We start from the raw sequence: 26,712 nt of genomic DNA on the forward strand, positions 1-26,712 counted from the left end.
CGTTTGGCTGATATATAAAGTTAAGCACAAAACAAAGTTGATTCCATTGAAGGATTGTGACTTTAAAAGTAAATGATCATATGAAAAACAGCCGAATGAAAGAGGTTCCCCCCTCTACATTCGGCTGTTTTTTAATAAATCTTTGGATATAGTCTGTCATTCGTTTGATTGTATATCTGCATCTTTCGTGTAGTTGTACTGAGAAGGATCGACAGGCGTATACCCGTTTGGCGTATAAAATCTCAATAAGTCGCCATTCACGACTTTATCGGAAAGCTCCAATTTATAATCCACTTCTTTTTTCAAAGCATTGGCACGCTCCATTTGACGTTCGTCGAGCAGTAAGCCTGTTTGATTATCATAAAACTTTTCATTTATTGAATCAATCGTCGGGCTGATAAAATCGCCATTTCGAAACGCGACAACTTCATTATGCTCTTTCGAGAATAAATCGGAACCGAATTGAACAAAGTCTTTCGTATCAATTCCAAGCAAATGCAACAACGTCGGAAGTAGGTCTGTTTGACCGCCATACGTGTGGTTGATGCCGCCTTTCATTCCAGGAACATGTATGAATAAAGGGACGCGCTGCAAGTTCGCACTTTCATAAGGGGTAATTTCTTTCCCCATAATTTTTGCCATCGCTCTTTTATGATTATCGGAGATCCCATAATGGTCGCCATACAGGACAATGATCGAGTTATCATATAAGCCCATTTCCTTTAAGCGAGTGAAAACTTTTTCAATCGCTTCGTCTGTATACCGCGCAGTTTGGAAATAATCGTCCACACTGCTGTCTCCAGTCTGGGCTTTATCGATTGTCACCAAGTCTTGATCCATCGCATAGGGATAGTGGTTTGCTACCGTAATGAATTTCGCATAAAAAGGTTGCGGCAGTGAACTCAACAGACTTTCAGATTGCTCATAGAACGGTTTATCCAACAATCCATATTCCGCCATGTCGATTGGCGAACTCGTATCATAATAACTCGCATCGAAGAAATGGTCGAATCCAAATGCTTTATAGATGGTATTCCGATTCCAGAAGCTGCCGTTATTACCGTGGAATACAGCGGATGTATACCCATAATCCTTTAAAATACTTGGGGCGGCCTGGTACGTATTTTGTGCTTTCGTAATAAAAGCAGATCCTTGCGGCAACCCGAATAGGGAGTTCTCCAGCATGAATTCCGCATCGGACGTTTTGCCTTGGCCCGTTTGGTGGAAGAAGTTATTGAAGTACGCTGTATTCTTATCTTTTGTTAATGAATTTAAAAACGGTGTAACTTCTTCTCCATTCAATTTGTAGTTAATCAGAAAGTTTTGGAATGACTCTAAATGCAAATAGATGACGTTCATTCCTTTGGCTGCCCCAAAATAGGCTGGATTCGGTTCGGCGTATGCAGATTGTGTATAGTTGATCACTTCCGTTAGATCACTGCTATCCGCCAAAGCTCTTTGCGATGACGCTGCCGCCGTTTCTACCGAGTCATAAATCGTGTAATTATACATCCCTAGATATTTCACAATATAATTTCTATCAAAACCGCGAGTCAACAGTTGCGGCCGACTAGCTTCAGCCAGTCCTAGATTGATAATGGAAATTACTAAGGCAACAGCAATAATCGCGGCGGCTTTTTTAGATCCAATCCGATTCGTCTCTTTTTGTACCTTACGTGAGAGTCGAAGGTACATCAATACCACTACATCCACAAAGAACAAAATATCATAAGGTTTTAGCAAGGATAGAACGCTCCCGCCCAAATCCCCGAAATTCTGCGTTTGCATAAGGGTAGGTATTGTAATGAAATCACTGAAAAACCGGTAATAGACGACATTCGCATATAAAAGAATCGACATGAGCGTGTATATGACGACGAGCACTGTATATTTTTTCTTTCCTTTAAACAAAAATGAAACTCCTAGAAACAGCAATACTGAACCGAGCGGATTAAGCAGTAAAAGGAATTGCTGAAGAGGTCCTTCTACTCCTAATTCAAATTGTGTAGCTTGGGCGATATATGTTTTCATCCATAACATCAATACAGCTATTGCATATATTCCTAAAAAGTTGTGTAGAAGAAAATCTTTCACATTCCATTGATTTCTCATGCAAACACCAACCTTTTACTTTTTATTTTACTTCAGATCTATGGAAAATATTATTTTAAAGTAACTTTTTCTACAGCTAAACATAGTACTCCCCTTTGGCTTTTTCGTCAAGTTAATAAAATTTCCAACAAGAATCGAACCAACTTCAAAGGCTTCAATAGTACATGACGAAATAAAAAACAACTGGGTGAGAGAGGTTCACCTCTCCACCCAGCTGTTTTTACAGTTCTATTTATCTTTTTCTTTTTCTCGCTTCTTCTTTTCTTTCTCTTCTTTCTTCTCTCTCTTTTTCTTTTCTTTCTCTCTTTCCTTCTCATCCTTCTTCTCTCTTTTCTTCCGTTCTTTCTCTTTTTCCTTCTCCTGTTTCCTCTTCTCTTTTTCTCGTTTCTGTTCTTTCTCCCTCAACTTTTCCTTCTGTTCCTTTAGCTCTTTTTGCTTTTTCGCGATTAATGGTAAATCAAATTTCTTCGTAGGCAATTCACTGATCGATCTAGATAGGACTTCCCCGAAAATTGGTGGCACTGTAAAACTACTAGTCGATGTTAAGTAATGTTCGGAATCCGTTTTATCATAGCCTAACCAAACTGCACCTACGATGTCTGGTGTATAGCCGACGAACCAATGATCCTTTGATCCATCCACACCCGTGAATGGCAGCTGAGTAGTACCGGTTTTACCGGCTACTTCCATCCCTGAAATTTGAGCTTTCTGGGCTGTACCTTCTTCGACAGCACCTTTCAGCATATAGGTAATTTGCTGGGCAACTTCCGCTTCTGTAACTTCTACAGACTGTTCACGCCATTTCCCAATGACTTCGCCTTCTGCATCTTTTATTTCTACAATCGCATGGGCTTCCATCATGACTCCATTATTAGCAAATGCAGAAAAGGCTTGAGCCATTCGCAGGGGTGATGTACCTTTGTGCAAGCCCCCTAATGCCAGTCCAAGATTATGATCATTTTCATCCAACGGAATTCCGAACCGTTCTACGGCGCGCACTCCTTTTTCAATTCCAATCTGATGTAAGAGCCAGACGGGAGGGATATTATACGATTGAGCGACCGCATCGTACATTGTCACTTGCCCTCTGAATCTATGATCAAAATTCTTGGGAGAATAGCCATTAATGTTGATTGGTTGATCAACAAGTAAATCCGAAATATGATAGCCTTGCTCGAGCGCTGCAGTGTACACTAGTGGTTTCAAGGTCGATCCCGGCTGTCTAACGAGCTGGGTCGCATTATTGAAGCGTCCATACGTATATTCTCCTCTGCCCCCTACCAAGGCGGTAATGCCGCCCGTTTTAGGATCCAAGAAGACCGCAGCGCTTTGAATGAGTTGATCGGGCTTACTCTCTGGAAAGTAACTTTCATCCTCATAGACTTCTTCAAGGGCATCTTGGATGACAGGATTTAACGCTGTCTGTATATGTAATCCTCCAGATAGCACTTCATTTTTCGTTAGTCCGAACTTGTTAACAGCCTCGTCAATAATATGGTCAATATAATATGGGTACTTCCCTTTATAATTAGGCATTGTAGAATCGGCTAAGGCTATTTCCTGTCCGATTGCTTCATCGAACTTCGCTTGACTAATATACCCTTCACTTTTCATCAACGATAAAACAATGTTTCGTCGTTCCATCGACTTCTCCAAGTTTTTATAAGGAGATAAATGAGTAGGTGCCTTAATCAATCCAGCTAATGTAGCAGATTCGCTTAACGTTAATTCGCTTACATCTTTCCCAAAATAGACTTCCGCAGCTCGTTGTACACCCCATGCCCCTTCACCAAAATAGATTTGATTCAGGTAGCGTTCCAGTATGTCATCTTTCGAATACGTTCTTTCAATTTTCATCGCGATAAACAATTCTTTGAATTTACGAGAATACGTACGTTCCTGCGTCAAAAACGCATTTTTCGAAAGCTGTTGAGTGATTGTACTCCCACCAGCAACAACTTCACCTGTTAACGTATTTTGAGTAAATGCCCGTGCAATCCCAAAAAAATTAACCCCAGTATGTTTATAAAACTGCTGATCCTCCACGGAGATGACTGCTTCAATCAACTCTTTTGGTATTTGGTCCAGACGAACTCCTTCAATGTTAGAATTTGAAATCTTACTGACGATCTCTCCATTTTGATCGTATATAAACGTCGGTCTCGGTTCAGGTACTTCTAGTTTACTCACATCACTGGATGCAATTAATTGATTCACCTTGACCAATCCAAAGAGGACTACAAGTAGCATTATAAGTAATAGTATCCGGATAGGTTTTTGTATGGTAGACCATTTATTCTTTCTGCTCAATCGTTTCTGTTGTTGCTTATGTTCTGTTCTTCTCATTTGAATTCCACCTTCTATATTGCCTTTCGAGCATTTAAGTTTAGCATGTTGGGAAGGGTAAACTCAATATGACCAAGGTTCCGGGTCTTGCCACCTCCATCGTTATTCGGTTTCAGCAACTTCGAAATGAATGCAGCATTTTGGAATAGCGAAACGGCTCAAACATTACTGTCTGAGCTGCTCCATGAACATATTGATAATGAGTGTTTTCGAACTGCATCATCTTGCAGCGTTGCAACTTTAAAAAACCTTCCTGGGCAATCGTTTACTATTGGAAAAAGGCATTTTGAACTGGAAGGGATTGCTTTCCAATTCCGCCCGGTAGCTTTAGCTGAATACCTACATTATAAAACTAGCAAAAAACCGGCTCAATCATCTTACTATAATGATTGAAGCCGGTTTTCCTGGTTTTCTTAAGACTGGTTTTCCATACCCTTTCTTACGATAATTAGGCTAATCATAGTCTTCAGGGACCGATTTATTTAATATGAGGTAATACACCCTCACTTATAGTAGCAACCATATAATGATTAGGATAACCGGAATAGTAATAAATACAGTCAATAGGCAGCCACATCCGCTCATTGCTTTTCCTGTATGTTCTAAACTTCCTCCTAAATTCTTTTTGGTAGCCGCTATGTCTTTCTTCGTGGGTTCGCTGGCAGGTATGGTTGGCTGTGTAACTCGTTTATATTTAAAAATCAACTTTAAACCTCGTGTTACCTCATCTTCCTCGAAATACTCTTTGTCTTCTACAGAGTCGTATTCAATTGTTCTTCGTTTCCCACCTGTGAATTCGACGTCTATGCCAACGATGTCTTTATCATGCGTGAGAGCTACTACCTCTTCCGTCTCTTCGCGCTTTATATAACCGATGTGATGTTCGCCATCATTCACGTCTTTGATGTAAACCTTAATAGCATTTGGATCATGTGGATTATCAGGTTCCCTTTCCAGCCGGATAATGTTGCTTATCGATTCATCCTCAAACTCGAAACCTTCATAACCATACTCAAGCATTTCCTTTTTCGTATTGCCATTCCATGATTCGATATATTCGTTTTTCTTGTAACCGCCAGCTAATCGCTTTAGTAAATTTTGTATATCCTTACCTTGGTCGTTTTCTTTTGTAACCCCAGCGACACGGAATGTCGGATTCACCTTGCTCATGGTATACTCCCCCTACCCCTTTTGTTAATTATTGCTAGTACCAAAAAGAAATCCACCCCACATCCTTCGATAATAAATATTACTCTTCAACTAGGATATTGACATAGATCCATTACGCGAGTTTAAGTATTAAGAACAATCCTTCATGTCAAGCTATTTCTCGACTACTAGAATAAATATTTACAGTTATTCAAAGTTATTCTATTTTGAAATAGTCAAAATCCACTTCTTTAATTACAAAAGAAATTTTTTTATTCACACCAACATTATAAGTTATCATTAAATTCGCAAGCTCTTTACCATCGATTAAAATTATTCTCTTCGTCTCAAGTCTGTCTGCATAAGCTTTAGCTTTATCAGTAAAATGTGATGTCGTTATAAAAACGCCTTTTCTTGCACCTTTCGCGTCTAGCGCACCTGAAAAACTTTGAACAGCTTCTCTTCCAACAGAATTTCCAATCCCGTACCTTTTAGCTTGTATATAAATGTTCTCTAATCCTAGCTTGTCCTCTTTGATGATTCCGTCTAATCCCTCGTCATTAGATCTTTGTGTTACCTCCCCATCTCCATAACCCATCTGTGTTAGTAGATCAACAACGATATCCTCAAACTTTTTCCAATCTAGATTAGATAAAGTCTTTAATAAATCTTTTGCTAGCTGCTCATGTAAATCGTCTATATTATCTTTAATTACTGTTAGAGGATCTATTAACTTTTCCATTTCATCAACTTCATTCGCAATTTCTACGACACTATCATCTAATAGTGCCAATCCGTCTGAAGTTATTTGATACGTAAATTTGCTTATCTCGCTGATATAGCCTTCCTTTTTCAAACTATACCTTACACCTCGTATTCTAGATAAAAAAATTGCATCTGTATTACTTTCATACTTCATAATTTGTTGGCGTTCTGACAGCTTATATATTGTTACAATCTTTTGAGTAAGTTCGTTTGCTGTATAAGCACCGCCATCTTTTAACACATTGAGGTATGGAATTAAAAGGTCTTTAACTGTTGGAATAGTTGCAGCAATTTCTTGATTATATTCATGGCTCACAATTTGCGATTCATTTTTAGCTATAACTCTTTCGGACTCTCCATCGTTTTCGGGAATCCCATTTTTCCCAACCCATTTTTTAATTTCAGACATCGTTAAGCCGGACTTATTCATATCTCTCAAGAACTTCAGAATTCTAACCGATTCGTCATTATACATAACTTTGTTATTATGTAGTACAGTGGGAATATACTCCTCAAATTCCTTTACCCATCTTCTTCCGCCACCTTCTGACCACCCCAACATCTTAGACATTTTCGTCTTAGAATGTAGATTATTTTTCGTCATAATAATCCTCCCATTTTCCTCAATAATCCTATATCGCTTAAAAATTCAGACTCCCCGGAAAATTCTATATCGTGATCTCTCTCATAAGTTTAACACTTTTCTCCAATTATTGTGATTTAAGTAGATAATTAGATATAGTTTATGTATGGGATTAGAAATCTATAGTTACAATCTCATTGCTTACATTTCCTTTCTTCGACCTCGGCACGGCCCTGTGCCAGCTCCATCAATCAATCCTCGTTGGCTGTTGTTGCCATTTACGAGGTACATCCCAAACTGGAACATCATAATTCATTGCTTCGTATGTCAACATGTCCCCCCCTTTCTCAGCAAAGTTTTTACACTCCTCGTAGATGCGTTTGTTGAATAAATCAATAGACACGCGATAAATAAAAAAGTTGGAGTCTTAGACAGATCTAATCTGAACTAATCTCCAACTTTTTAATAATGCAGTTCCATATTAACGATTTAACTTCTTAATATCCTCAATCAGTTTTTCAACATGGGCCTTTTTTGTTGCCCAACTCGTACAAAATCTCACAACACTTTGCGTATCATCAACTTTTTCCCAAAAAGAAAAAGAATACTTCCTGCCCAATTCACTCAACACATTATTCGGTAAAATGGGAAACTGTTGATTTGTCTTGGAATCATATCTTAATGAAAATCCTTTTTCAACAAACGCTTCTCGAATCATCATCGCCAAGTCTACCGCATGCTTAGAAATCTCATCGTATAAGCCATCTTCAAACAAAGTTTCAAACTGGATTCCTAATAAGCGCCCCTTAGCTAGCATCCCGCCATTTTGTTTTATCATATACCGAAAGTCTTTTTTAAGGTCATCTTTTGTGATGACAACAGCTTCTCCAAACAAAGCTCCTATTTTCGTTCCGCCGATATAGAACACATCGCAAAGTCTTGCGATATCCCCTAAAGATAGATCGTTGTCTTTTGAAGCGAGACCATACCCTAATCGAGCTCCGTCCATAAATAATGGCAAACCACATTCTCGGCAAACCTTGCTCAATTCCTCCAATTCGGATTTACTGTAAGTCGTCCCATTCTCGGAAGGGTGAGAAATGTAAACCAAACCCGGCTGAACCATATGCTCATGAGTGGCGTCATTCCAGTGAGCATTGTATAGTTCTTTTACTTGTTTTGCATTAATTTTTCCATCATCACTCGGCAAAGTAAGTACTTTATGTCCAGTGGATTCAATTGCTCCCGTTTCATGTCCTGCAATATGACCCGTAATTGCAGAAACTGCTCCTTGATGTGGGCGCAATATGGAAGAGATAATCGTAGTATTTGCTTGTGTTCCTCCAACTAAGAAGTGTACATCTGCATTCTCTACATCACACGCTTCTCTAATATAACCCCTGGCCCGTTCACAATATTCATCCATGCCATATCCAGGCGTCTGTTCTTCATTGGTTTCCAGTAGTCGTTTCAGAATTTGTGTATGAGCACCTTCTGCATAATCACTTTCAAAACGTATCATTTATAATCCAACCACCCTTGCAGTAATTTCGTTAAAACCTATTTTAAAATATATCTTCTTCTGAAAATAAAATTAAGTATATCTATCATCTAATCAAAGCCTGACTCCATCATGCAAATTATTTTAACCAAGATAGTCACAGGTATTTGGAACTGTATTATTTTTTCCGATATGTAGAGTATCCTTTTTGACCCCTCCCCTCTATATAGAGGGTGAAGGGGGATATGTAAATGACACACTACTTGAAAGAATACTCACGATTTAACACGATCGAAGAAATGGACGCTGGAGCTGAACAGCATACTATGAGCAACTGGGATGAGATGACAAAATCTGATCGTCTATTTCTCGACGTCATCCGTCGATATTCAGTGAAATATGGGACTGCCCATTTGAAACACGGAACAATCGAAGAAGCGATCGGGAAATCCAATGTGACAGTACTACGTGCAATCCGCAAACTCGTCAACTTAGGCATCATCGAGAAATTCCATTACATCCGACTGTATACATAATGGATCCTTTGTTCTATCTAATACATTGATTAGTTGTTCAAACATATGATCCATCTCTGTTTTAGCTTTGGTGCATATTTAATCAAGAGATCAAGGAAACTTTCCCCTTCACCATTGTCAAGAACAGAATTTATTCTTCTTGCCATATAAACATCAATATTACACTGACCTTTAGTCTTACTATAGTAAGTCTCTCCACATCTTCTCTAAAGTTTCTAACCAATGACAGATATAAAAAGGTACCGGTTTCCAGTACAATTCGAAATTGTATTGGAAACCGGTACCTTGAATTAATTGTTTATCATATTTTGGAAATAAAGCATATGCCTGAAAATAGAAAGCTCATACACAAACTAGAAATACCAATACTTCCTATTATATTAGCTATTGCAAGTTAATACCCACGGAATTTTCTATCATTAATCTGTTTAAACAAATTGATACTTACTAATTTTTTTTTTATTTCCTTGGTTCTTTTGTTGATATTCATTATATTTTTTTGTGAATTCGGGAGTTATCTCAGGTTCACTAGGCATACTCTCAGCAACACATTTTATGAATTGCTCATCTTTGAGGTTATTAATCATATTACCAAATATGCTTACCATATAATCTCCCCCTATGTTTTAAACCTTCTATCCATTATATACCCCTAATGTGAAAAAAAATACATGTTTTTCAAAATTAAATCACTTAACTCATTTTATGATTCAACTTTTTCCATAAATAATCTGTATTCTTCAAAATTATAAGCTTTTAACTTGTTTATTTCCTTTAATGCAAAAGGATCGATATCGATATTAGAAGAAAAATTCTTAGAGTTATTAAACATAATTGCTTCATCAAACTGAGGGACTAGTCTATGGAATGTTTTAGCAGACATTATGTTTGTTTTTCTAATAATGTCTTCAGGAACTGCTCGTCCTGTAGACTTCGCACGAGTAAACGCTCTTCTTAAAGCTACTTCCAAGTCTATATCCACGTATAAAGCACTAATATTAAATTTTGCTGTTTTCAGATGTTCAATTATTGTATTGTATTTATCAAAATTCGACATAGTACCATCATAAATAAAAGAGTAATTTCTGGATATACAGTACTCTAATAATGTTTTAGCAATAAATCCACTTTCCTCATGGACAATATCGGCTGCATCTAAATTCTCATCTTCAATTGCAGCAACATATTCAGGTAATTCTTCTTTAATATTATCAGAGTCTATTAAAACATAATCTTCCTCTGTAGATGATAAGAATAATTTTTCCACAAAAAATGATTTTCCTGAACCTGAACCTCCCGCAGTTAATACAGCAGACGAGGGTATTTTGGAAATACTAGTATCGGTTTTTTTTAATATTATGAGTTTATGTAATTCTTTTCTTTCTTCAACATATTCAGAATTGATTTGATAGATGGCAGCTGTCGGTATATAATTCATAATTTATATAAATACCCCCTTAGGATAATTTCTGCACAAAATCTAATCTTATAGAAAATAAACTCATAGGTCTAAAATTCAATAACAGGGCATTTTGAGTTATTTTTTAGTATTTCTAGCAGAACTTTATTGAATATTATCATTATACAGTACTTGGAGATAATTCCTATGATTTATATTTGTTATTTCGCGGGATTTATAAACTCATTAGTTCAGCAACAATTGACTACTTGCGATTTGCGGGCATGTTTCCGTTAATGAAGGCCTCTTGAGCGCTATCCTGATAATCTCTTACAACTGCCTCAGGAGGAGACCTTACTCTATCACATTAATAGGTGAGCCTAACAAAGCCACATTGGAGTTTGAACTGCTAGGCAGATTCATCAGCTTACGCTGCGAAATGCTAGGTTGTTGTTTGTTTTGCCGTTAGTATTTCACCAAAATGTCACTAGGATACACCTTCCCCATTGCATAAGGTTATTCATGTTACCCATTTCGATTTTCTTCAGTATTGCAATCAATTGATGTAATTCTTGGTCAGTTAACATTGCAAATTGATGGGCTTTACTTTGCAGTTTTATTCCTTCTTCGGTAAGTGTTGGTGAATTATTTTCTGACGAAGATGAAACACAACTTGTAGAAAGTGGAAATCTCTTCCACTATACAACGAATATATTGTTTTAGATTTACAATAACAAGCATTAGTACAACCTTAATTGAGTTAGATCTTATTGATGAGTTCAGGTTATCTGTTTATCCAGTTGTATTAGAAAAAGGATATTGAACAGGAGTTCTACTCTTGTCCAATATCCTTTTGTCTACACTCTGACAATGCATACTTGTAATGTTCGCATGTTAATTATAATTTGGGCTTGCGATTTGAATTTAAAAGATTTTGAGTAAATACTCCAGTTTCGCCCCAGTCATCTCTAATATCGTCTTTAAAGTTATTATAAACTTCCAGAATAAATTCTTGATCCTTGGTTTTAACCTCGGCGTTTTTTAGAATTTCATCAATAACATCAACAGTTGTGAAGTGATTGATATTTTTCTTTGAAATAGAGTATTTAATGGTAGATCCCATAGATGTGTTGGTAATATCGTAAAGAAATCTAAATATATTTTCTTCGTTAATTATCCTTTTGAAGTATTGCTTTAATACAGGCTCATCCTCTTTATATAAACTGTATAATCCCCAAATATTCTTAGGGGAATAAATAGCGTCATTATACAAATTTAATGATTGATTAATTATATTTTCACCCATACTTTTATATACTTCTAATAGTTTGTCTTCTCTACCAGCAATACATTTACCTTCTTTATCACTTTCAAACCAGTAAAGGATACTATTTATGTACTGCAGTTTATTATAACTTGTTCTAATAGTTTCAAGGAAAGTATTATAGTCACCTTCAGTAATTCTTTGGAGTAATTCCCAAATGATTATTTCCAACCTACTTTTAGCGTTTAGAGACATAAAACTCATAGAATCATTGACATTTTCCAAGTTATTGAACAGTAATATTGTTAAATCATAAAGAGTCTGTTCATTAAAATTCTCTACATATAACTGTAGTCGTTCCATTAGTTCTTGATGGTAAGAATAATGAACTGATTCCAATAGTTCTTTAAACAAAATAACTTTGCTGTTCAATTCTTCTTGTGAATTAATTTGATCAACAAATATATCGATTAAATTACCTATCTCTAAATAATCATTAGAACTTTGTGTGAAGTATAAATTAAAGTATTTGGCACTACATATACTTTTACTCTTTGCTATTTCAGGATAACTGGAATCAGAAACAATGAAGTTACTATCATTTTCGAGATTTTGGCCTGCTGAGTATTTTTTTACATAAGGAAAGATATCCTTCAATAAATCGATGTATTCCGAGTTACAGTTATCCTTAAATAATTCATCAAAAAATTCTTTCCCTGTATTATTTAATGTAAGTTTATCAAATGATGTCGCAAAGATTTCAGTATCAGACATTTTATCATGGGATATGAAAAATTTCCTGTTTTTATAAATGCTCTCATACAGATTTAAATTGTTTAGACGAATATATTCGATAGAAAGTAGGTCTTTTTTATTTAATCTGTTTAGGTTGTTGAATGGAAGGCTCAAGACAGAATTAATGAATCTCTTAAAGTCTCTAATATCAGAAATGTGATTTGAAACAAAATTACTTAATGACTTATAGTGGGTTAGTTCTTTTTCTTTTTCTCCGTATGAAATAAGTATATTATTCATACATCTTGTGACTAAGTCATTTAATACTGATTTATCTATTTCTGGAACTCGAACCTGCATTTGTATTACTTTCTTTAGATACTGATAGTCAATGTTATGGTTGTCAACTAATATCCTTTGCACACGATTATTATCAAAAGAAAGAACATAAATAACTCTTTCAAAGTCAAATACATTTCCTATAAGTTTAAATAAGAGAATTATATTTTGGCTTTCAGCTCTATCAATATTATCTATAAAAAAAATGACCTTTTTCCCCGATAACCTTAGATAATCATTAATTCTGTTTTTTAAAGAGTCAATAGTATCAGTACTTACAAACAGATTTTTGAATAAAGAGGTTTTCTGACTCCCGAAAATGCCAACATAGAACGATTGGGCCATTTGCTTGGTCGTCGATGTACTAATCTTAAGCCCGGATTTTTGTATAATATAGTCAAACATACTATAAAAAAGCGCCTCTTGATTGGAATATGACCAAGGATCAAGTTCATCAATAATAATAATATCTTCATTATTATCTATTAGTTTATTTTTCACATTATTAATTATTGTTGTTTTCCCACTTCCCCAATTCCCCTCTAAACTTATAACAAAGCCTTTTTCAGGATTAGAATTTTGAATGGTGTTATAGAGAATATTTATGGTGCTGCCCCTACTTAACAAATCATATTGAACATCATTTTCATCGACTAATATTGGCTTCCCTTGTATTGAAAAATCACCATCATAAATTCTTTTTAAGTCAATTATATTCGATTGATATTCAATGGTTTTTTTTGTGAATTTATTTAAATTATATATTCTAGCGGCTAAATATATAAATAATAGTACCGTTGCAAATATTATAATACAGATTTTGTATACTTCTAAAATTGAGTAGTAAGCTAAAATTCCGGTGTACGTCGTTAAGGAGAGTAGAAGTGTTAAGGCTAATGCATCAATAATATTTATTGAGATAATCTTAAGTGCATCAACCAAATGTAATTCAATTGCTAATAGTAACAGAAATAAGCTTAAAGCAATAAAAATAATTAAAGTAGTTCTAATATCAAACATAAAGAAGTATTTTGAGGGGAGATTCAGTAGGTCTATAATCGTAAAACCAGTAGTTACAAATAACGTATATTTAAAGATTTGCACAAGACTATAATACTGCCTAAAGGAATTAATATAGTTTTTCAAATTTATCCTCCTAGTATATGAGTTAATAGACCAACACCTTTCATAATAAGCATACCTAAAGGTTCATTAGTGTTCAACCGATGTATCATTTGTCACCGGAATATACGAACAACCCATGGAGGCTCGGTGTCAAATTGTAAACTAATCATTACAATCTAAAAGTAAATAAGTTAAAGCGTTCGCTTCCTAGGTAGAGTCTGTTGGGAATTTAAGTGGGTTTGGCGCAAACCATCATTTACGCAAAGACTTGAATTTCTAAATATGCAGTTGTGGAGCAACCGAAAACATACTTAGCAAATTCCCCACAATTGTTTGATGAGAGTGGAAAGGTTAATGAAGGAACTACAGAGTTTTTACAGTCCTTCGTAAATTCTTTATTGATTTAATTAATAGACACAATAGATAAAAATAAAAAGAAGCAGTATCTCTCCAACGGAGAGTCCGTGCTTCTTTCTGTGCTGTTTTCCATAAAACTTATGGAGACGGCGGGAGTCAAACCCGAGTCCAAAGGCTCTGCTACTTCAGCCTCTACGCGTGTAGATTGACTACTTGCGATTCGCGCTGCATTATGCCGTCAATCAAGGCGTCTTGAGCGCTATCCTGATAATCTCTTGCAACGGCCTCAGGAGGCGACCGTTACCGTATCCCACTAATAGGTGAGCCTAACAATGCCACATGGGCGATGGAACTGCTAGGCAGATTCATCAGCTTACGCTACGAATGCTAGGTTGTTGTTTGTTTTGCCAGTTATTATTAACTACCGTTGCTGACGGAGTCGAGCCCTCCGACGCGCAGCTCAAGCCCAGACCACCCCTGTCGAATCCGTAACGTCCCCGTTTAGCCACGTTCACTTCTTTTTGAATAATTAACCCGCTTTCGTAAAAAATAACAATGGTGATAATAATTAGCCTTTGATATCAACACGAAGGAATACAAAAAGGAGATGAACGGATGAAAGATCTACTATTCAAGTGGTTGTTGGTTACGGGGGTTTTATTTAGTTTTCATATTACAGATCTCTTAACTGTTCATGCGAATGAGGAACCCTTGATAAATGTATCGCGACAATTGTCGAAAGCGGTCATACAAGAGGATCCGGAAGAAGACTTGCCTGACCTTGACGGAGGATCTGAAAATTCCGGGAGGGAACGTCAGCAGCCCGTTGACCTACGAATTTTACAACAGCGGTATCCAGATATCTTTTTCTTGCAAGGCCCTACCGATGAAAAACGAGTTGCATTAACTTTTGATGATGGTCCTGACCCGCGTTTTTCAAATGATGTATTAGATGTATTGAAACAGTACAATGTACCAGCAACATTCTTCGTGTTAGGTTCAAGAGCCGTTGCTAATCCCGAAATTGTCAAGCGGATGCAAAACGAGGGTCATGTAATCGGAAACCATACCTACGCCCATCCTAACCTTGTCGAAGAATCCGACCTCGATACCCTAGAGCAGGAAGTAACTAAAACGGAGGACGCTCTTAACGAGATTATTGGGTACCGGACAAAATTATTTAGACCACCGTATGGCTTCTTATACAATGAATTAGTCGAAAAGCTACGCGACATGAACTATTTCGTGATTGGCTGGTCGGTTGATTCGTTGGATTGGCAGGAAGACCCGCCGGAAGTTATTGCTTCAAATGTGTTAGACATTATTCATCCAGGCGCGATTATTCTCATGCACGATGGAGCAGAATCGGGTGGAGATCGGACCAATACAATCAAATCGCTTCAACAAATTATTCCGGCACTGCAAGAGCAAGGGTACGAGTTTGTCACAGTTCCGGAATTGTTGAATATTCCCTTAAAGAAATAGAAGGTCTCCCTTCTATTTCTTATTCTTTTTTTCTCAATTCAATATGCAGTACATTAAATTTAAACAGGACAACTTAGAATAAGAAAAAACATAGGGAGATTTTAGTCTTCCTATGTTTTCATTCCTATTCTTTATCTGTTTGTTTTTGCTTTTTTTTCAAATACTCCGCACGTAGCTTTGCCAGTTGTTGCTTTTTATCAAATTTGGCCGGCTTGTTTTTTTCATGATACTTTGTCACAGCCGCTTTACCTTTGTTATCCAATTGATATTTTCCCACTTTTTTCACCTACTTTTCTTTTCTCATCTTTAAGTGAGCCAATTCAACAAATATAATGTACCTTATTTAATGAAGTATACCTTTTATCTTTATTAGTGTATAGAATGATGGTGTAAGAACCTCATTCTAATGTGCTTAGTACATTTTAGATGAGCGAGCAAAGCTTTTATTAATAATCATTTTATCCATCCTATAACTTAAAACTAGGGATATTGCCCAAGAGTCCAGCTCCGTTAATACCCCTATCTTTTTAAATCATTGTTACGACTATAATTATCAGCCATATTATCTATGAAGACGGCGGAAGTCGAACTACCTTCTCACAGGAATGCTGTCTGGTCGCGGTTTGGAAGAATTTAATTTTGTAATTAAGGATTGTATGCCCCTCTTACTATTGCAATTAGATACCATTCATCCTCGATTTCCTCATAAACAAATCTTATAGCCTGATAGTAATGCCATTCGAAGGAATCCCTATCAGGTTCATCTAAGTACTCAACATAGATTGCGTTTGGATAAATATCATGAATCGTATTTGGCATTGTTCCAATATCAGAGTCATTATACGTAATTTCATCATATTCATAGACGTAGTTATACCTTGTTTTGAGTAGGTTTTCTACAAAATCATTTGGTGTTGCAATAAATTCAGCCGAACTTTGATCCCAAGACCAACTATATAGTTTTTTATCCTCTGCAAAACCTCGAACTTCTTCTTTAGTAAAATGTAAATCATCACTGTCCCCAACATTAGAAAATGGAGAATAGACAAGTCCTCGTTCTAAATTAATATTATTTGCTAATTCCTCCCATTCCTTCGCCATTAACTGATTAAATACAACTTCTGACTTTTCCAGTAATAATTCTTTAGTAGTGCTCTCTTCTAAGTCCGTTCGATAATCATCCGCTTCATGAGTCGTGCATGCTCGCTGAATCCATCCATAAAATTCTTCACAGCTGCCATCAAAACGATATTCTATAGTTTCAACCTCTACAAACTGAGAAACTGTTTTGTTTAACGTTTCCAGCATTAAAAAGGAAGCTGCTGAGGAATTTCCATTTGGAAAGACCTTAGAGAAATCGACGAAATCTACTATGAGATGACCGGAATCTTGTAATTCGATACTGTGTATTAAATGTTTTAAATCAGCAGTTTCCTCATTAAATATCGAGTTGAATCCGTCTGCAATTTCTTCTTTAGTCGGACCTTTTATTAATTGCTTCACTGCATATTCAATACGGCTTTCCACTCTTTCCCCACTGTTAACTTCTCGTAAAACTGCTTTGAAAGGGTATGGATGTTCTTCAGATTCAAGACATTCAAAATAAAAATAAACTAATATTGATCTTGAAATAGAAGAGAGTTCAACATTGCTATCTACACAAGCTTTAGTTTTTTCATCCACTATTGAATTATCTTCATCTTCTACTAAAGATGGTATCTGATCTCCTGGTTGGTTACTAGAGCTATTCAAAAGGTCATTTAAAAACCAGCCACCAGCTAAAAGAACGATTATTGTAGCAATTGCGTTTATAGGGCCTCTAAAAAAGGCTCCATCGTTTTTTCGTTTCTTCGCTTTATTAACTTTGGAAAGTATTTTTTTATATGATTCAGAGGCTTCATGTTCTGTTAAATTTATATTATTTAACATTTTTAATCGATCGTCCAAATCAGAACGTTTCACTTATGTATCCCTCCTTTGTCTATATGTGGCTTCATAATACAACCCCTTCTTTTCATGTTAAGAGTATAGACGGAATTAGTTACTATAGGTTTCAAAATAATAACAATATTGCGATCAAGTCTTAGCTTGTTCCCATTCGAATAGTCATTAAGCTATATAAGAATAGGAAAGTTCAATAACTATCTATCGGACTAAATTTGCTCTTTGACTATATTTTGACTATATTTCGTTGAAATCCAATGAAAATGTATAACATGAAAAAACGCCACAAACCTTGATAATACAAGGTTTATGGCGTTCAATGAAACTCCATGAAATTAAACTATGGAGACGGTGGGAGTCGAACCCACGTCCAAAGGCTCTGCTACTTCAGCGTCTACGCGTGTAGATTGACTACTTGCGATTCGCACTGCATTATGCCGTCAATCAAGGCGTCTTGAGCGCTATCCTGATAATCTCTTGCAACGGCCTCAGGAGGCGACCGTTACCGTATCCCACTAATAAGTGAGCCTAACAATGCCACATGGGCGATGGAACTGCTAGGCAGATTCATCAGCTTATTAAGCTGCGAATGCTAGGTTGTTGTTTGTTTTGCCAGTTATTATTAACTGTCGTTTCTGACGGAGACGATCCCTCCGACGCGCAGCTCAAGCCCAGACCACCCCTGTCGAATCCGTAACGTCCCCGTTAGTAAAGGTTGTTATACCTTTAAGGGATGTCAGGAATGCCTGTTGAAAGGCTTCTGAACTATATCACTACTAGTATCATACTACATTTTGACGTAAAAATCAATACTGCTGTTTCGCTTTGAAGGCACGCTCCACTTCGCGTTTCGCTTCCTTCTTCTTCAGGTCCTCACGTTTATCGTAAAGCTTCTTCCCTTTACCGATGCCGATCAAGACTTTCGCGAAGCCGTCTTTTAAGTACATCTTCAGCGGAACGATTGCGAAGCCTTCCTGCTTTGTCTGCCCGAGCAGCGTTGCAATCTGTTTCTTATGGAGCAGCAGCTTGCGCGAACGCAATGGGTCGTGGTTGAATTGATTTCCCTGTTCGTACGGACTGATATGCATGTTGGAAATCCATGCTTCATTGTTACGGATCAAAACAAAAGCATCGCGCAATTGCACTTTGCCATTACGGATCGACTTGATTTCAGTTCCTTGCAGCACAATCCCTGCTTCAATCGTTTCTTCAATCGCAAAATCATGATTTGCTTTTTTATTGATGGCCAGTACTTTCCCTTGACCTTTCGCCATACTCTATAACCCCCTATTTCGAAAGCGCAGGACGCCTGCTTAGAGGCGACAGGCATAAGGCGAAGATGTGGAGTGGCGACTTTTGCCACAGAACAGCTTTGACTTATGACCCCGAGCCTCTGGCGTCCGGAGCTAGATGTGAATCCACTTGCCGCGGCATTCGCCTGAACGAATGCCGCCACGTTTATTTTCTCTTTCTCGGAGCTTGTTTCTTCTTCTTTTTCGCTACACCTTCGTAAAACTTCTTCTTTTGGCTTGGTGCGCCTTTTTTCTTGTCGCCTTTAGGCTTATCGGAATCTCCCCGACGCCCGCCGCCACTTGATGGTTTCTTCGCATGGATGACTTTCGGCGATTCTTTACGTGCCCGGTGGAATGATTGCTTCATCCCTGATATTTCGAAGTCGATTGCCGATTCCTCAGGTTTCACGGAAACGACTTTGATCGTCACTTCATCGCCGATTCTGAACTGCTTGCCAGTATGCTCGCCGATCATCATCATTTGACGGTCGTCGAAGCGATAGTAATCGTCTGTCATATAGCTGACGTGGACGAGTCCTTCTACGGTGTTTTCCAGTTCGACGAACATGCCGAAGTTTGTCACCGATGAAATGACACCATCGAACTCTTCACCGATCTTATCGAGCATGTACTGTGCCTTCTTCAGCGCGTCCGTATCGCGTTCTGCATCGACTGCCCGTCGTTCACGCTCGGACGTGTGCTGAGCGATCTCAGACATGTTAGCGTTCCAATGCGCAATCGTCTCGGATGATACATCCTTGTTAATCAAATACGTGCGGATCAATCTATGAACGATCAAGTCCGGATAACGTCTGATAGGGGACGTGAAATGCGTATAGAAATCAGCTGACAATCCGAAGTGGCCGAGGCTTTCCTCGAAATACTTCGCCTGTTGCATCGAGCGAAGGAGCATTGTTGAAATGACTGTCTCTTCCGGCATGCCTTCAATTGACTCGACAATTTCCTGCAACGCGCGAGGATGCACTTTATTCCCCGACCCTTTGACGACGATTCCGAAGTTAGTCAGAAATTCAAAGAAACGTTGGAGCTTTTCCGCCTTCGGGTCTTCGTGGATTCGATAGAGGAACGGCACTTGCATCCAGTGGAAATGTTCGGCAACCGTTTCGTTCGCAGCAAGCATGAATTCCTCGATGAGGCGTTCCGCTGCAGTACGTTCCCTAATCACGATATCCGTCGGCCAACCTTGTTCATCAACAATCACTTTTGACTCCTTGAAGTCGAAGTCGATGGCGCCTCGGTCGATCCGTTTTTGCCTCAAGATGGATGCAAGGTCCGCCATATTATTCAGCATCGGAACGATATGCTCATATTTCTTCATGAGCTCTTCATCTTTTTCCCCGATGATCTTATAGACGTCCGTATACGTCATCCGTTCCTTCGATTGGATGACACTTTCAAATATTTCATGGTGGATCACTTTTCCGTTCCGGTCGATTGTCATCTGGCATGACATCGTCAGGCGATCAACGTGAGGATTCAAGGAACAGATGCCGTTCGATAGCTTATGCGGAAGCATCGGAATGACTCGGTCCGTCAAATAGACGCTCGTCGCCCGGTCGTACGCTTCGTCATCGAGCGGTGTGTTCTCTTCAACATAATAGCTGACATCGGCGATATGGACGGATAATGTGTATGTCCCGTCTTCATTTTTCACGAGGGAAATGGCATCATCCAAGTCCTTCGCATCGGCTCCGTCAATTGTAATAACGAGATCCTCTCGTAGATCGCGGCGTTTGAACAGATCCTTTTCCTGCACTTCGTCAGGCGTCTTGTTCGCTTGCTCCATCACTTCAGGAGCGAACTCGACTTCGATGCCGTGCTTATGGATGATCGACAAAATATCGACACCAGGATCATTTTTATGTCCAAGGATTTGGACGACCATACCGGTTGCCGATTTCAACTCGCTCGGCCACTCCGTAATTTCCACGACGACTTTATGTCCATCGACAGCGTCTAGTGAATTCCCTTTTCCGATGAAAATATCCATCGGCAGCTTCTTATCATCCGGGATGACAAAGCCGAAGCCACGGTTATCCTGATAGGTCCCGACAACCTTCGTCGTTTTCCGTTCAGCGATTCGAATGATCGATCCTTCGCGACGGTCGCCGTAATCGCCTTTCGAAACTCGGACAAGTACAATATCTCCGTTCATCGCCCCATTCACTTCCGGCGGCGGAATGAAGATGTCGTCCATTCCATCCGTCTCCGGCGTGACGAAACCGAACCCTTTCGCGTGTCCGATGAATTTACCTCTTACTAAGTTCATGCGCTCCGGAACGCCGTAACGGTTTGTGCGGGAGCGTACAATTTCACCTGTTTGTTCAAGCTGGACGAGCATTTTTACGAGTTCCTTGAACTCAGCTGCCCCTTGAATCTCTAATACCTCTTGGATTTCCTGAACCGTCATTGGTTTATACGATTCCTCTTTCATGAAATTCAATAGTCTTGATTTTAATTCCTCATCAATAAAATCCAATTACTATCCCTCCATTCATAACTATCGTCAACTGATTCCATTTTCACACGTTCCAGTCGAGTGATTCAAGAAATTGATATACATCTTCGTGAAGCTGTTCTTTTTCCGGACCGAGTGTGATGACATGTCCAGATTTTTCAAACCACTCGATCTGCTTTTTATCAGACGCGGCATTGTCGTAAATGACATTTGCGGAATCCGGATCGATCACTCCGTCGTTTCGTGATTGGATGACGAGGAGCGGCGATTCGATGTTAGGCAGCTCCATCCGGACATCGTCGACAAGCGTTCTTAAGTCGGCAAGCGACGGCATCGTTTTACCGCGTAGTGCATCGACTTCTTCTTCGATTTCAGTTGCCGTTTTTCCTTCATATCTTTTATAATCCGAAGCATACTTCAATACGCCTTCATATAATTTTTCCGGTGTTTTCATTATCATCGGCGAGCACATTGTTACAATACCCTTCACAGGCATTTTAACCCCTAATTTCAATGAAAATACACCGCCTAGAGATAATCCGCCGACTGCGATTTCTTCGTAGCCTGCTTCCTTCAATTGATTGTAACCTGAAATGACGTCTTCCCACCATTCGTCCGGTCCTGTTTCGATCAATTGTTCAGGCGGGACGCCGTGTCCTTTATAGTGCGGCGCCAGTGATGTGTAGCCTTTCTTCTCTAGGAAACGGCCAAGCATCCGTACGTCAGCTGATGTTCCTGTGAAGCCGTGCAATAGTAATACTGCCCGTTTGCCATTTTGGAAGAAGAATGGCTTCGGTTGCGCAATTCTCATATCCGTCACCCTTTCTCTACCATTGCTAAAAATGATGTAGATCTAAATAAAAAATCCTTATGTATCCTATCTTTCCCTTTTTCATTGTGAAAAAAACGCCCGACCATACGGGTGGCCAGGCGTTTATCAATTATGCGATTATATAGTTCCGATTAAATTTTCACGATGGCGATTGCCAAAATGAAAAATAAAATTGAAAGTACAATTGTCACTCTTTGAAGCACTAAGTCTAGCCCACGTGCTTTCTGTTTCCCAAAAAGTTGTTCGGCACCACCGGAGATGGCTCCAGACAGACCTGCACTTTTTCCGGATTGTAATAATACAACAACGATCAACGCCAATGATACGATTAATAGCAACGTCATTAACAAAGCATGCACTTTGTTCCACCTCCTGCATAGAGCATCACAACATTTATATTCTATCAAACATTTTTCACTGTTACAACAAATTTCGAGAATAATGCAGTTTTGCGCTCATGGATCCGGGTGCCGCGCTCATGATTTCGATTCCGCGCTCAACATTCCGGTGCCGCGCTCAACATTCCAGATTCCGCGCTCAACATTCCAGGTCCGCGCTCAACATTCCAGTTACGCGCTCAACATTCCAGTTACGCGCTCAACATTCCAGTTCCGCGCTCAACATTCCAGTGCCGCGCTCAACATTCCAGGTCCGCGCTCAACGTTCCAGGTCCGCGCTCAACATTCCAGGTCCGCGCTCAACATTCCAGGTCCGCGCTCAACATTCCAGGTCCGCGCTCAACATTCCGGTGCCGAGCTCAACATTCCAGTTCCGCGCCCAACATTCCAGTTCCGCGCCCCCGGTGCCACGCTTAACATTCCAATCCCGCGCTCAAAAACAACCAGCCGACGAAAGCCGGCTGGTTGTTCGTGTCATTTTTTCAAATTATAGAACGTTTTTGTTCCACGGTAGACAGCTGTTTCATCCAATTGGTCCTCGATGCGGAGCAATTGGTTGTATTTCGCAACGCGGTCCGTGCGCGAAGGTGCACCTGTCTTGATTTGACCTGCGTTTGTCGCAACAGCGATGTCTGCGATTGTCGTGTCTTCGGATTCTCCGGAACGGTGGGAGATGACTGCTGTATAGCCCGCACGTTTCGCCATTTCGATCGCATCGAACGTTTCCGTCAATGTGCCGATCTGGTTCACTTTGATAAGGATCGAGTTGCCGACGCCTTCTTCAATGCCGCGCTCCAATTTCTCGGTATTCGTAACGAACAGATCGTCCCCGACCAATTGGACTTTCAAGCCAAGGCGTTCCGTCAACAGTTTGTGGCCAGCCCAGTCGTTTTCGTCAAGGCCGTCTTCGATTGAAACAATTGGATATTTCGAGCAAAGCTCTTCATACCAAGCGACCATCTCTTCGGATGTCTTTGTAATTCCTTCTCCCGCTAAACGGTACTGTTTCGTTTCACTGTCGTAAAACTCAGAAGCCGCAACATCCATTGCGAGCAATACTTCTTCTCCCGGTTCATAGCCTGCTTTTTTGATCGCTTCCATGATTGTGGATAGCGCTTCTTCGTTTGATGCTAGGTTCGGAGCGAATCCGCCTTCATCACCGACCGCCGTGTTGAGGCCCTTCGATTTCAAAACGTCTTTCAAGCTATGGAAAATTTCAGTTCCCATGCGAAGACCATGTCGGAACGATTCCGCACCTACCGGCATGACCATGAATTCCTGGATATCGACGTTGTTGTCTGCATGCTCGCCGCCATTCAAAATGTTCATCATCGGAACAGGCAGCTCTTTCGCGTTAACGCCTCCGAGGTATTGGTAAAGCGGGAGGTCCAAGTAATCCGCTGCAGCGTGTGCAACCGCCATTGAAACGCCGAGGATCGCGTTCGCGCCAAGCTTGCCTTTGTTCTGCGTGCCATCCAGTTCAATAAGCGCATTATCGATAACGACTTGATCAAGTACAGAATAATTTTCCTCGATTTCATCCGCAATAATTTCATTGACATGATCGACCGCTTTCAAAACACCTTTTCCTAGATAACGGGATGCGTCGCCGTCGCGCAGCTCAACCGCCTCGTATTCACCTGTGGAAGCGCCTGAAGGAACGATGGCCCGGCCGAACGCTCCACTTTCTGTAAACACTTCAACTTCAACAGTCGGGTTACCGCGTGAATCAAGAACTTCTCTAGCTTGGATATGAGTAATGATTGGCATTTCAATCTCTCCCTTAATTTAGAATAATGGTGTTCCGGACATTTCTTCCGGTCGTTCGATTTCTAGAAGCTTCAACATCGTCGGTGCAAGATCCGACAGAATGCCGCCTTTCCGCAATTCGATATCTGGTTTTGTAATGATGACCGGTACGGGATTTGTCGTATGCGCAGTCATTGGCTTCCCTTCCAGCGTCACGACCTCGTCGGAATTCCCGTGATCCGCTGTAACGATCGCTGTACCGCCTTTCAGTAGAAGGGTGTCAATGATCCTTCCAAGGCACGCATCGACCGTTTCAATCGCTTTGACCGTCGGCTCGAGCATTCCGCTATGTCCGACCATGTCGGGGTTTGCGAAATTAAGGATGATGGCGTCTTGCGTTTCTGCTTCAATCTCTTTCAATAAAGCTTCCGTCACTTCAACCGCACTCATTTCCGGCTTCAAGTCATAGGTTGCGACTTTCGGACTTGCAATGAGGATCCTCTTCTCGCCTTCGAACTCATCTTCCTTACCGCCACTCATGAAGAACGTTACATGCGGATATTTCTCGGTTTCGGCAATCCGCAGCTGCCGAAGTCCGTTGTTCGACAGCACTTCGCCTAGCGTGTTCTCTAGGTTCTGAGATGTAAAAACGACGTCAGATTGGACTTCATCACTATATTGTGTGAATGTCACGAACTTCAAATTCTCGAACGCCTCGGATCCGGTATGGAAACCGTCAAACCTCGGATCCGTGAACGCCCTCGATAATTGAATCGCGCGATCGGGACGGAAATTGAAGAACACGACCGCGTCGCCGTCTTTCACCGTAGCAACCGGCTTTCCTTCCTTCGCGATGATGAACGGCTCCACGAATTCATCATGGATGCCTTTCTCATAGGAAGACAGGATGCCTTGTCCGGCATTCGTAAACGTTTCACCTTTACCGTTGACAATCGCCTCGTATGCGCGCTCCACTCGGTCCCATCTTTTATCACGGTCCATTGCGTAAAAACGGCCGGAAACCGAGGCGATTTTACCGACTTCAAGTCCTTCCATCACCTTTTCGGTCTGCTCGATGTAACCCGGTGCCGTCTGTGGACCGACGTCCCGTCCATCGAGGAATGCATGGAGATAAACTTTCTTGATTCCATTCATTTTTGCGAGGCGAAGGAGGGCGAATAAATGCTCATAATGGCTATGTACACCGCCGTCCGATAGCAGCCCCATCAAATGAAGTGAGGAATCTTCCTGTTTAACGTGTTCAATTGCCCCTAGCAACGCCGGATTCGTCATGAAGTCCCCGTCTTTGATGGATTTATTGATTCTTGTCAGGCTCTGATAGACAATCCGGCCTGCACCGATATTGAGGTGGCCGACTTCCGAATTCCCCATCTGCCCTTCTGGAAGCCCGACAGCTTCCCCGCAAGCAGTTAGCGTCGAATGAGGGTATTCATTCCATAGAATATCGAAGTTCGGCGTGCTCGCTTGTGCCACAGCATTGCCGAACCGTTCATCCCGCAGCCCGAAGCCATCCAGGATGATCAATGCGATAGGCCCTTTAGTCATTCGCCGCAACTCCGATCATTTCAAGGAATGATTCCGGTTCAAGGCTCGCTCCCCCGACAAGTGCGCCATCGATATGTTCCATCGATAGCAACTCGCCAATATTGCCAGGTTTCACGCTGCCGCCGTATTGGATGCGAATAGCTGCTGCTGTTTCGTCATCATATAGCTTGCCGATTTCAGCACGGATCTCGCCGCATACTTCATTCGCATCTTCAGCAGTAGCAGTTTTGCCTGTTCCGATTGCCCAGATCGGCTCGTAGGCGATGATCGCTTCCTGAGCCTGCTTAGCATTAACACCTTCAAACGCTTTTTTCACTTGGACTGCAACCGTTTCGACTGTCTTCCCAGCTTCACGTTCCTCCAAGCTTTCTCCGACACAGACAATTGGCGTCAAGCCTTTTGAAAACGCTGCCACCACTTTACGATTCACAGCTTCGTCCGTTTCATTGAAATATTGGCGTCGTTCGGAATGACCGAGGATGACGTATGGCACGTTCAAATCGGCCAGCATTTTCGGACTTACTTCACCTGTAAACGCTCCTTCATCGACATCATGCATCGTTTGGGCACCAATTTTCAATGGAGTGCCTTCCGTCAATTCCACGAGCGTGGACAAATAAAGGGAAGGTGGACAAATGACTGCATCGACCTTGTCCGTTTCCGGCAAGCGATCTTTCACTTCTGCCACAAAGTTTTTCGCTTCTCCCAGCGTCTTATACATTTTCCAGTTTCCTGCAATGATTCGTTTTCGCATTT

19 protein-coding genes and 2 other RNA genes are annotated in these 26,712 nt (G+C 40.2%); 2 read left to right on the forward strand and 19 right to left on the reverse strand.

Annotated features, from left to right (window positions below; genetic code table 11):
• Window positions 1-156: 156 nt before the first annotated feature.
• The 5 genes from M3191_RS15565 to M3191_RS15585 form a co-directional block, all read right to left on the reverse strand.
• Window positions 157-2,112, reverse strand: a complete 1,956-nt coding sequence (locus tag M3191_RS15565) for an LTA synthase family protein (protein WP_251701290.1) — start codon at window positions 2,110-2,112, stop codon at window positions 157-159.
• A 228-nt stretch (window positions 2,113-2,340) separates the two neighbouring features.
• On the reverse strand, window positions 2,341-4,458 hold the full coding sequence (locus M3191_RS15570) for a transglycosylase domain-containing protein (RefSeq protein WP_251701291.1): 2,118 nt from the start codon (window positions 4,456-4,458) through the stop codon (window positions 2,341-2,343).
• A 507-nt stretch (window positions 4,459-4,965) separates the two neighbouring features.
• A complete protein-coding gene (locus M3191_RS15575; protein ID WP_251701292.1) occupies window positions 4,966-5,628 on the reverse strand; it encodes an HIRAN domain-containing protein in 663 nt (220 codons plus the stop codon).
• A gap of 196 nt (window positions 5,629-5,824) precedes the next feature.
• Window positions 5,825-6,976: a restriction endonuclease gene (locus tag M3191_RS15580; RefSeq protein ID WP_251701293.1), complete on the reverse strand. Its 1,152-nt coding sequence runs from the start codon at window positions 6,974-6,976 to the stop codon at window positions 5,825-5,827.
• 460 nt (window positions 6,977-7,436) lie between these two features.
• Window positions 7,437-8,477 (reverse strand): threonine aldolase family protein, encoded by a 1,041-nt coding sequence (locus M3191_RS15585; protein WP_251701294.1) that lies wholly within the window; start codon window positions 8,475-8,477, stop codon window positions 7,437-7,439.
• A gap of 230 nt (window positions 8,478-8,707) precedes the next feature.
• Here M3191_RS15585 and M3191_RS15590 point away from each other — a divergent pair, with 230 nt between their 5' ends.
• Complete coding sequence (locus M3191_RS15590) at window positions 8,708-8,992, forward strand: helix-turn-helix domain-containing protein (protein WP_251701295.1); 285 nt, start codon at window positions 8,708-8,710, stop codon at window positions 8,990-8,992.
• Between the two features lie 428 nt (window positions 8,993-9,420).
• Here M3191_RS15590 and M3191_RS15595 read toward each other — a convergent pair whose 3' ends face one another.
• The 4 genes from M3191_RS15595 to ssrA (M3191_RS15610) all read right to left on the reverse strand — a co-directional run bounded on the left by M3191_RS15595 (window position 9,421) and on the right by ssrA (M3191_RS15610) (window position 14,710).
• Complete coding sequence (locus M3191_RS15595) at window positions 9,421-9,600, reverse strand: hypothetical protein (RefSeq protein WP_251701296.1); 180 nt, start codon at window positions 9,598-9,600, stop codon at window positions 9,421-9,423.
• Between the two features lie 95 nt (window positions 9,601-9,695).
• Window positions 9,696-10,430 carry a zeta toxin family protein gene (locus M3191_RS15600; protein ID WP_251701297.1) on the reverse strand — a complete coding sequence of 245 codons (735 nt, stop codon included), beginning with the start codon at window positions 10,428-10,430 and terminating at the stop codon, window positions 9,696-9,698.
• Window positions 10,431-11,289: 859 nt separating this feature from the next.
• Window positions 11,290-13,875 carry a KAP family P-loop NTPase fold protein gene (locus M3191_RS15605; protein WP_251701298.1) on the reverse strand — a complete coding sequence of 862 codons (2,586 nt, stop codon included), beginning with the start codon at window positions 13,873-13,875 and terminating at the stop codon, window positions 11,290-11,292.
• Window positions 13,876-14,349: 474 nt separating this feature from the next.
• Window positions 14,350-14,710, reverse strand: a transfer-messenger RNA (tmRNA) gene (gene ssrA, locus M3191_RS15610).
• Window positions 14,711-14,826: 116 nt separating this feature from the next.
• Between ssrA (M3191_RS15610) and M3191_RS15615 the strand changes: the two genes are divergently transcribed.
• On the forward strand, window positions 14,827-15,696 hold the full coding sequence (locus M3191_RS15615) for a polysaccharide deacetylase family protein (RefSeq protein WP_251701299.1): 870 nt from the start codon (window positions 14,827-14,829) through the stop codon (window positions 15,694-15,696).
• A gap of 124 nt (window positions 15,697-15,820) precedes the next feature.
• Here M3191_RS15615 and M3191_RS15620 read toward each other — a convergent pair whose 3' ends face one another.
• The 10 genes from M3191_RS15620 to tpiA form a co-directional block, all read right to left on the reverse strand.
• Window positions 15,821-15,973, reverse strand: coding sequence for a hypothetical protein (locus M3191_RS15620; RefSeq protein WP_251696883.1), 153 nt, complete (start codon window positions 15,971-15,973; stop codon window positions 15,821-15,823).
• 368 nt (window positions 15,974-16,341) lie between these two features.
• Entirely contained in the window at window positions 16,342-17,658 is a 1,317-nt protein-coding gene (locus tag M3191_RS15625) for a GerMN domain-containing protein (protein ID WP_251701300.1), read from the reverse strand.
• A 322-nt stretch (window positions 17,659-17,980) separates the two neighbouring features.
• Window positions 17,981-18,344, reverse strand: a transfer-messenger RNA (tmRNA) gene (gene ssrA / locus M3191_RS15630).
• A 102-nt stretch (window positions 18,345-18,446) separates the two neighbouring features.
• Complete coding sequence (gene smpB, locus M3191_RS15635; RefSeq protein WP_251701301.1) at window positions 18,447-18,914, reverse strand: SsrA-binding protein SmpB; 468 nt, start codon at window positions 18,912-18,914, stop codon at window positions 18,447-18,449.
• Between the two features lie 184 nt (window positions 18,915-19,098).
• Window positions 19,099-21,387: a ribonuclease R gene (rnr, locus tag M3191_RS15640; protein WP_251701326.1), complete on the reverse strand. Its 2,289-nt coding sequence runs from the start codon at window positions 21,385-21,387 to the stop codon at window positions 19,099-19,101.
• Between the two features lie 88 nt (window positions 21,388-21,475).
• On the reverse strand, window positions 21,476-22,222 hold the full coding sequence (locus tag M3191_RS15645) for an alpha/beta hydrolase (RefSeq protein WP_251701302.1): 747 nt from the start codon (window positions 22,220-22,222) through the stop codon (window positions 21,476-21,478).
• Window positions 22,223-22,374: 152 nt separating this feature from the next.
• Window positions 22,375-22,602 (reverse strand): preprotein translocase subunit SecG, encoded by a 228-nt coding sequence (gene secG, locus M3191_RS15650; RefSeq protein WP_251696892.1) that lies wholly within the window; start codon window positions 22,600-22,602, stop codon window positions 22,375-22,377.
• Window positions 22,603-23,115: 513 nt separating this feature from the next.
• Complete coding sequence (gene eno / locus M3191_RS15655) at window positions 23,116-24,411, reverse strand: phosphopyruvate hydratase (RefSeq protein ID WP_251701303.1); 1,296 nt, start codon at window positions 24,409-24,411, stop codon at window positions 23,116-23,118.
• A gap of 18 nt (window positions 24,412-24,429) precedes the next feature.
• Window positions 24,430-25,956, reverse strand: a complete 1,527-nt coding sequence (gene gpmI / locus M3191_RS15660) for a 2,3-bisphosphoglycerate-independent phosphoglycerate mutase (protein ID WP_251701304.1) — start codon at window positions 25,954-25,956, stop codon at window positions 24,430-24,432.
• Complete coding sequence (gene tpiA / locus M3191_RS15665) at window positions 25,949-26,710, reverse strand: triose-phosphate isomerase (RefSeq protein WP_251701305.1); 762 nt, start codon at window positions 26,708-26,710, stop codon at window positions 25,949-25,951. Before tpiA ends, gpmI begins: the two co-directional genes overlap by 8 nt.
• Window positions 26,711-26,712 lie beyond the last annotated feature (2 nt).

Source organism: Sporosarcina luteola, from assembly GCF_023715535.1.
Lineage (GTDB): Bacteria > Bacillota > Bacilli > Bacillales_A > Planococcaceae > Sporosarcina > Sporosarcina luteola_B.

Excerpts from the sequence above, each read along its gene's own strand:
- M3191_RS15565 (WP_251701290.1), bottom strand. The coding sequence starts at position 2,112 with ATGAGAAATCAATGGAATGTGAAAGATTTTCTTCTACACAACTTTTTA.
- M3191_RS15570 (WP_251701291.1), bottom strand. The coding sequence starts at position 4,458 with ATGAGAAGAACAGAACATAAGCAACAACAGAAACGATTGAGCAGAAAG.
- M3191_RS15575 (WP_251701292.1), bottom strand. The coding sequence starts at position 5,628 with ATGAGCAAGGTGAATCCGACATTCCGTGTCGCTGGGGTTACAAAAGAA.
- M3191_RS15580 (WP_251701293.1), bottom strand. The coding sequence starts at position 6,976 with ATGACGAAAAATAATCTACATTCTAAGACGAAAATGTCTAAGATGTTG.
- M3191_RS15585 (WP_251701294.1), bottom strand. The coding sequence starts at position 8,477 with ATGATACGTTTTGAAAGTGATTATGCAGAAGGTGCTCATACACAAATT.
- M3191_RS15590 (WP_251701295.1), top strand. The coding sequence starts at position 8,708 with ATGACACACTACTTGAAAGAATACTCACGATTTAACACGATCGAAGAA.
- M3191_RS15595 (WP_251701296.1), bottom strand. The coding sequence starts at position 9,600 with ATGGTAAGCATATTTGGTAATATGATTAATAACCTCAAAGATGAGCAA.
- M3191_RS15600 (WP_251701297.1), bottom strand. The coding sequence starts at position 10,430 with ATGAATTATATACCGACAGCTGCCATCTATCAAATCAATTCTGAATAT.
- M3191_RS15615 (WP_251701299.1), top strand. The coding sequence starts at position 14,827 with ATGAAAGATCTACTATTCAAGTGGTTGTTGGTTACGGGGGTTTTATTT.
- smpB (WP_251701301.1), bottom strand. The coding sequence starts at position 18,914 with ATGGCGAAAGGTCAAGGGAAAGTACTGGCCATCAATAAAAAAGCAAAT.
- rnr (WP_251701326.1), bottom strand. The coding sequence starts at position 21,387 with ATGAAAGAGGAATCGTATAAACCAATGACGGTTCAGGAAATCCAAGAG.
- M3191_RS15645 (WP_251701302.1), bottom strand. The coding sequence starts at position 22,222 with ATGAGAATTGCGCAACCGAAGCCATTCTTCTTCCAAAATGGCAAACGG.
- eno (WP_251701303.1), bottom strand. The coding sequence starts at position 24,411 with ATGCCAATCATTACTCATATCCAAGCTAGAGAAGTTCTTGATTCACGC.
- gpmI (WP_251701304.1), bottom strand. The coding sequence starts at position 25,956 with ATGACTAAAGGGCCTATCGCATTGATCATCCTGGATGGCTTCGGGCTG.
- tpiA (WP_251701305.1), bottom strand. The coding sequence starts at position 26,710 with ATGCGAAAACGAATCATTGCAGGAAACTGGAAAATGTATAAGACGCTG.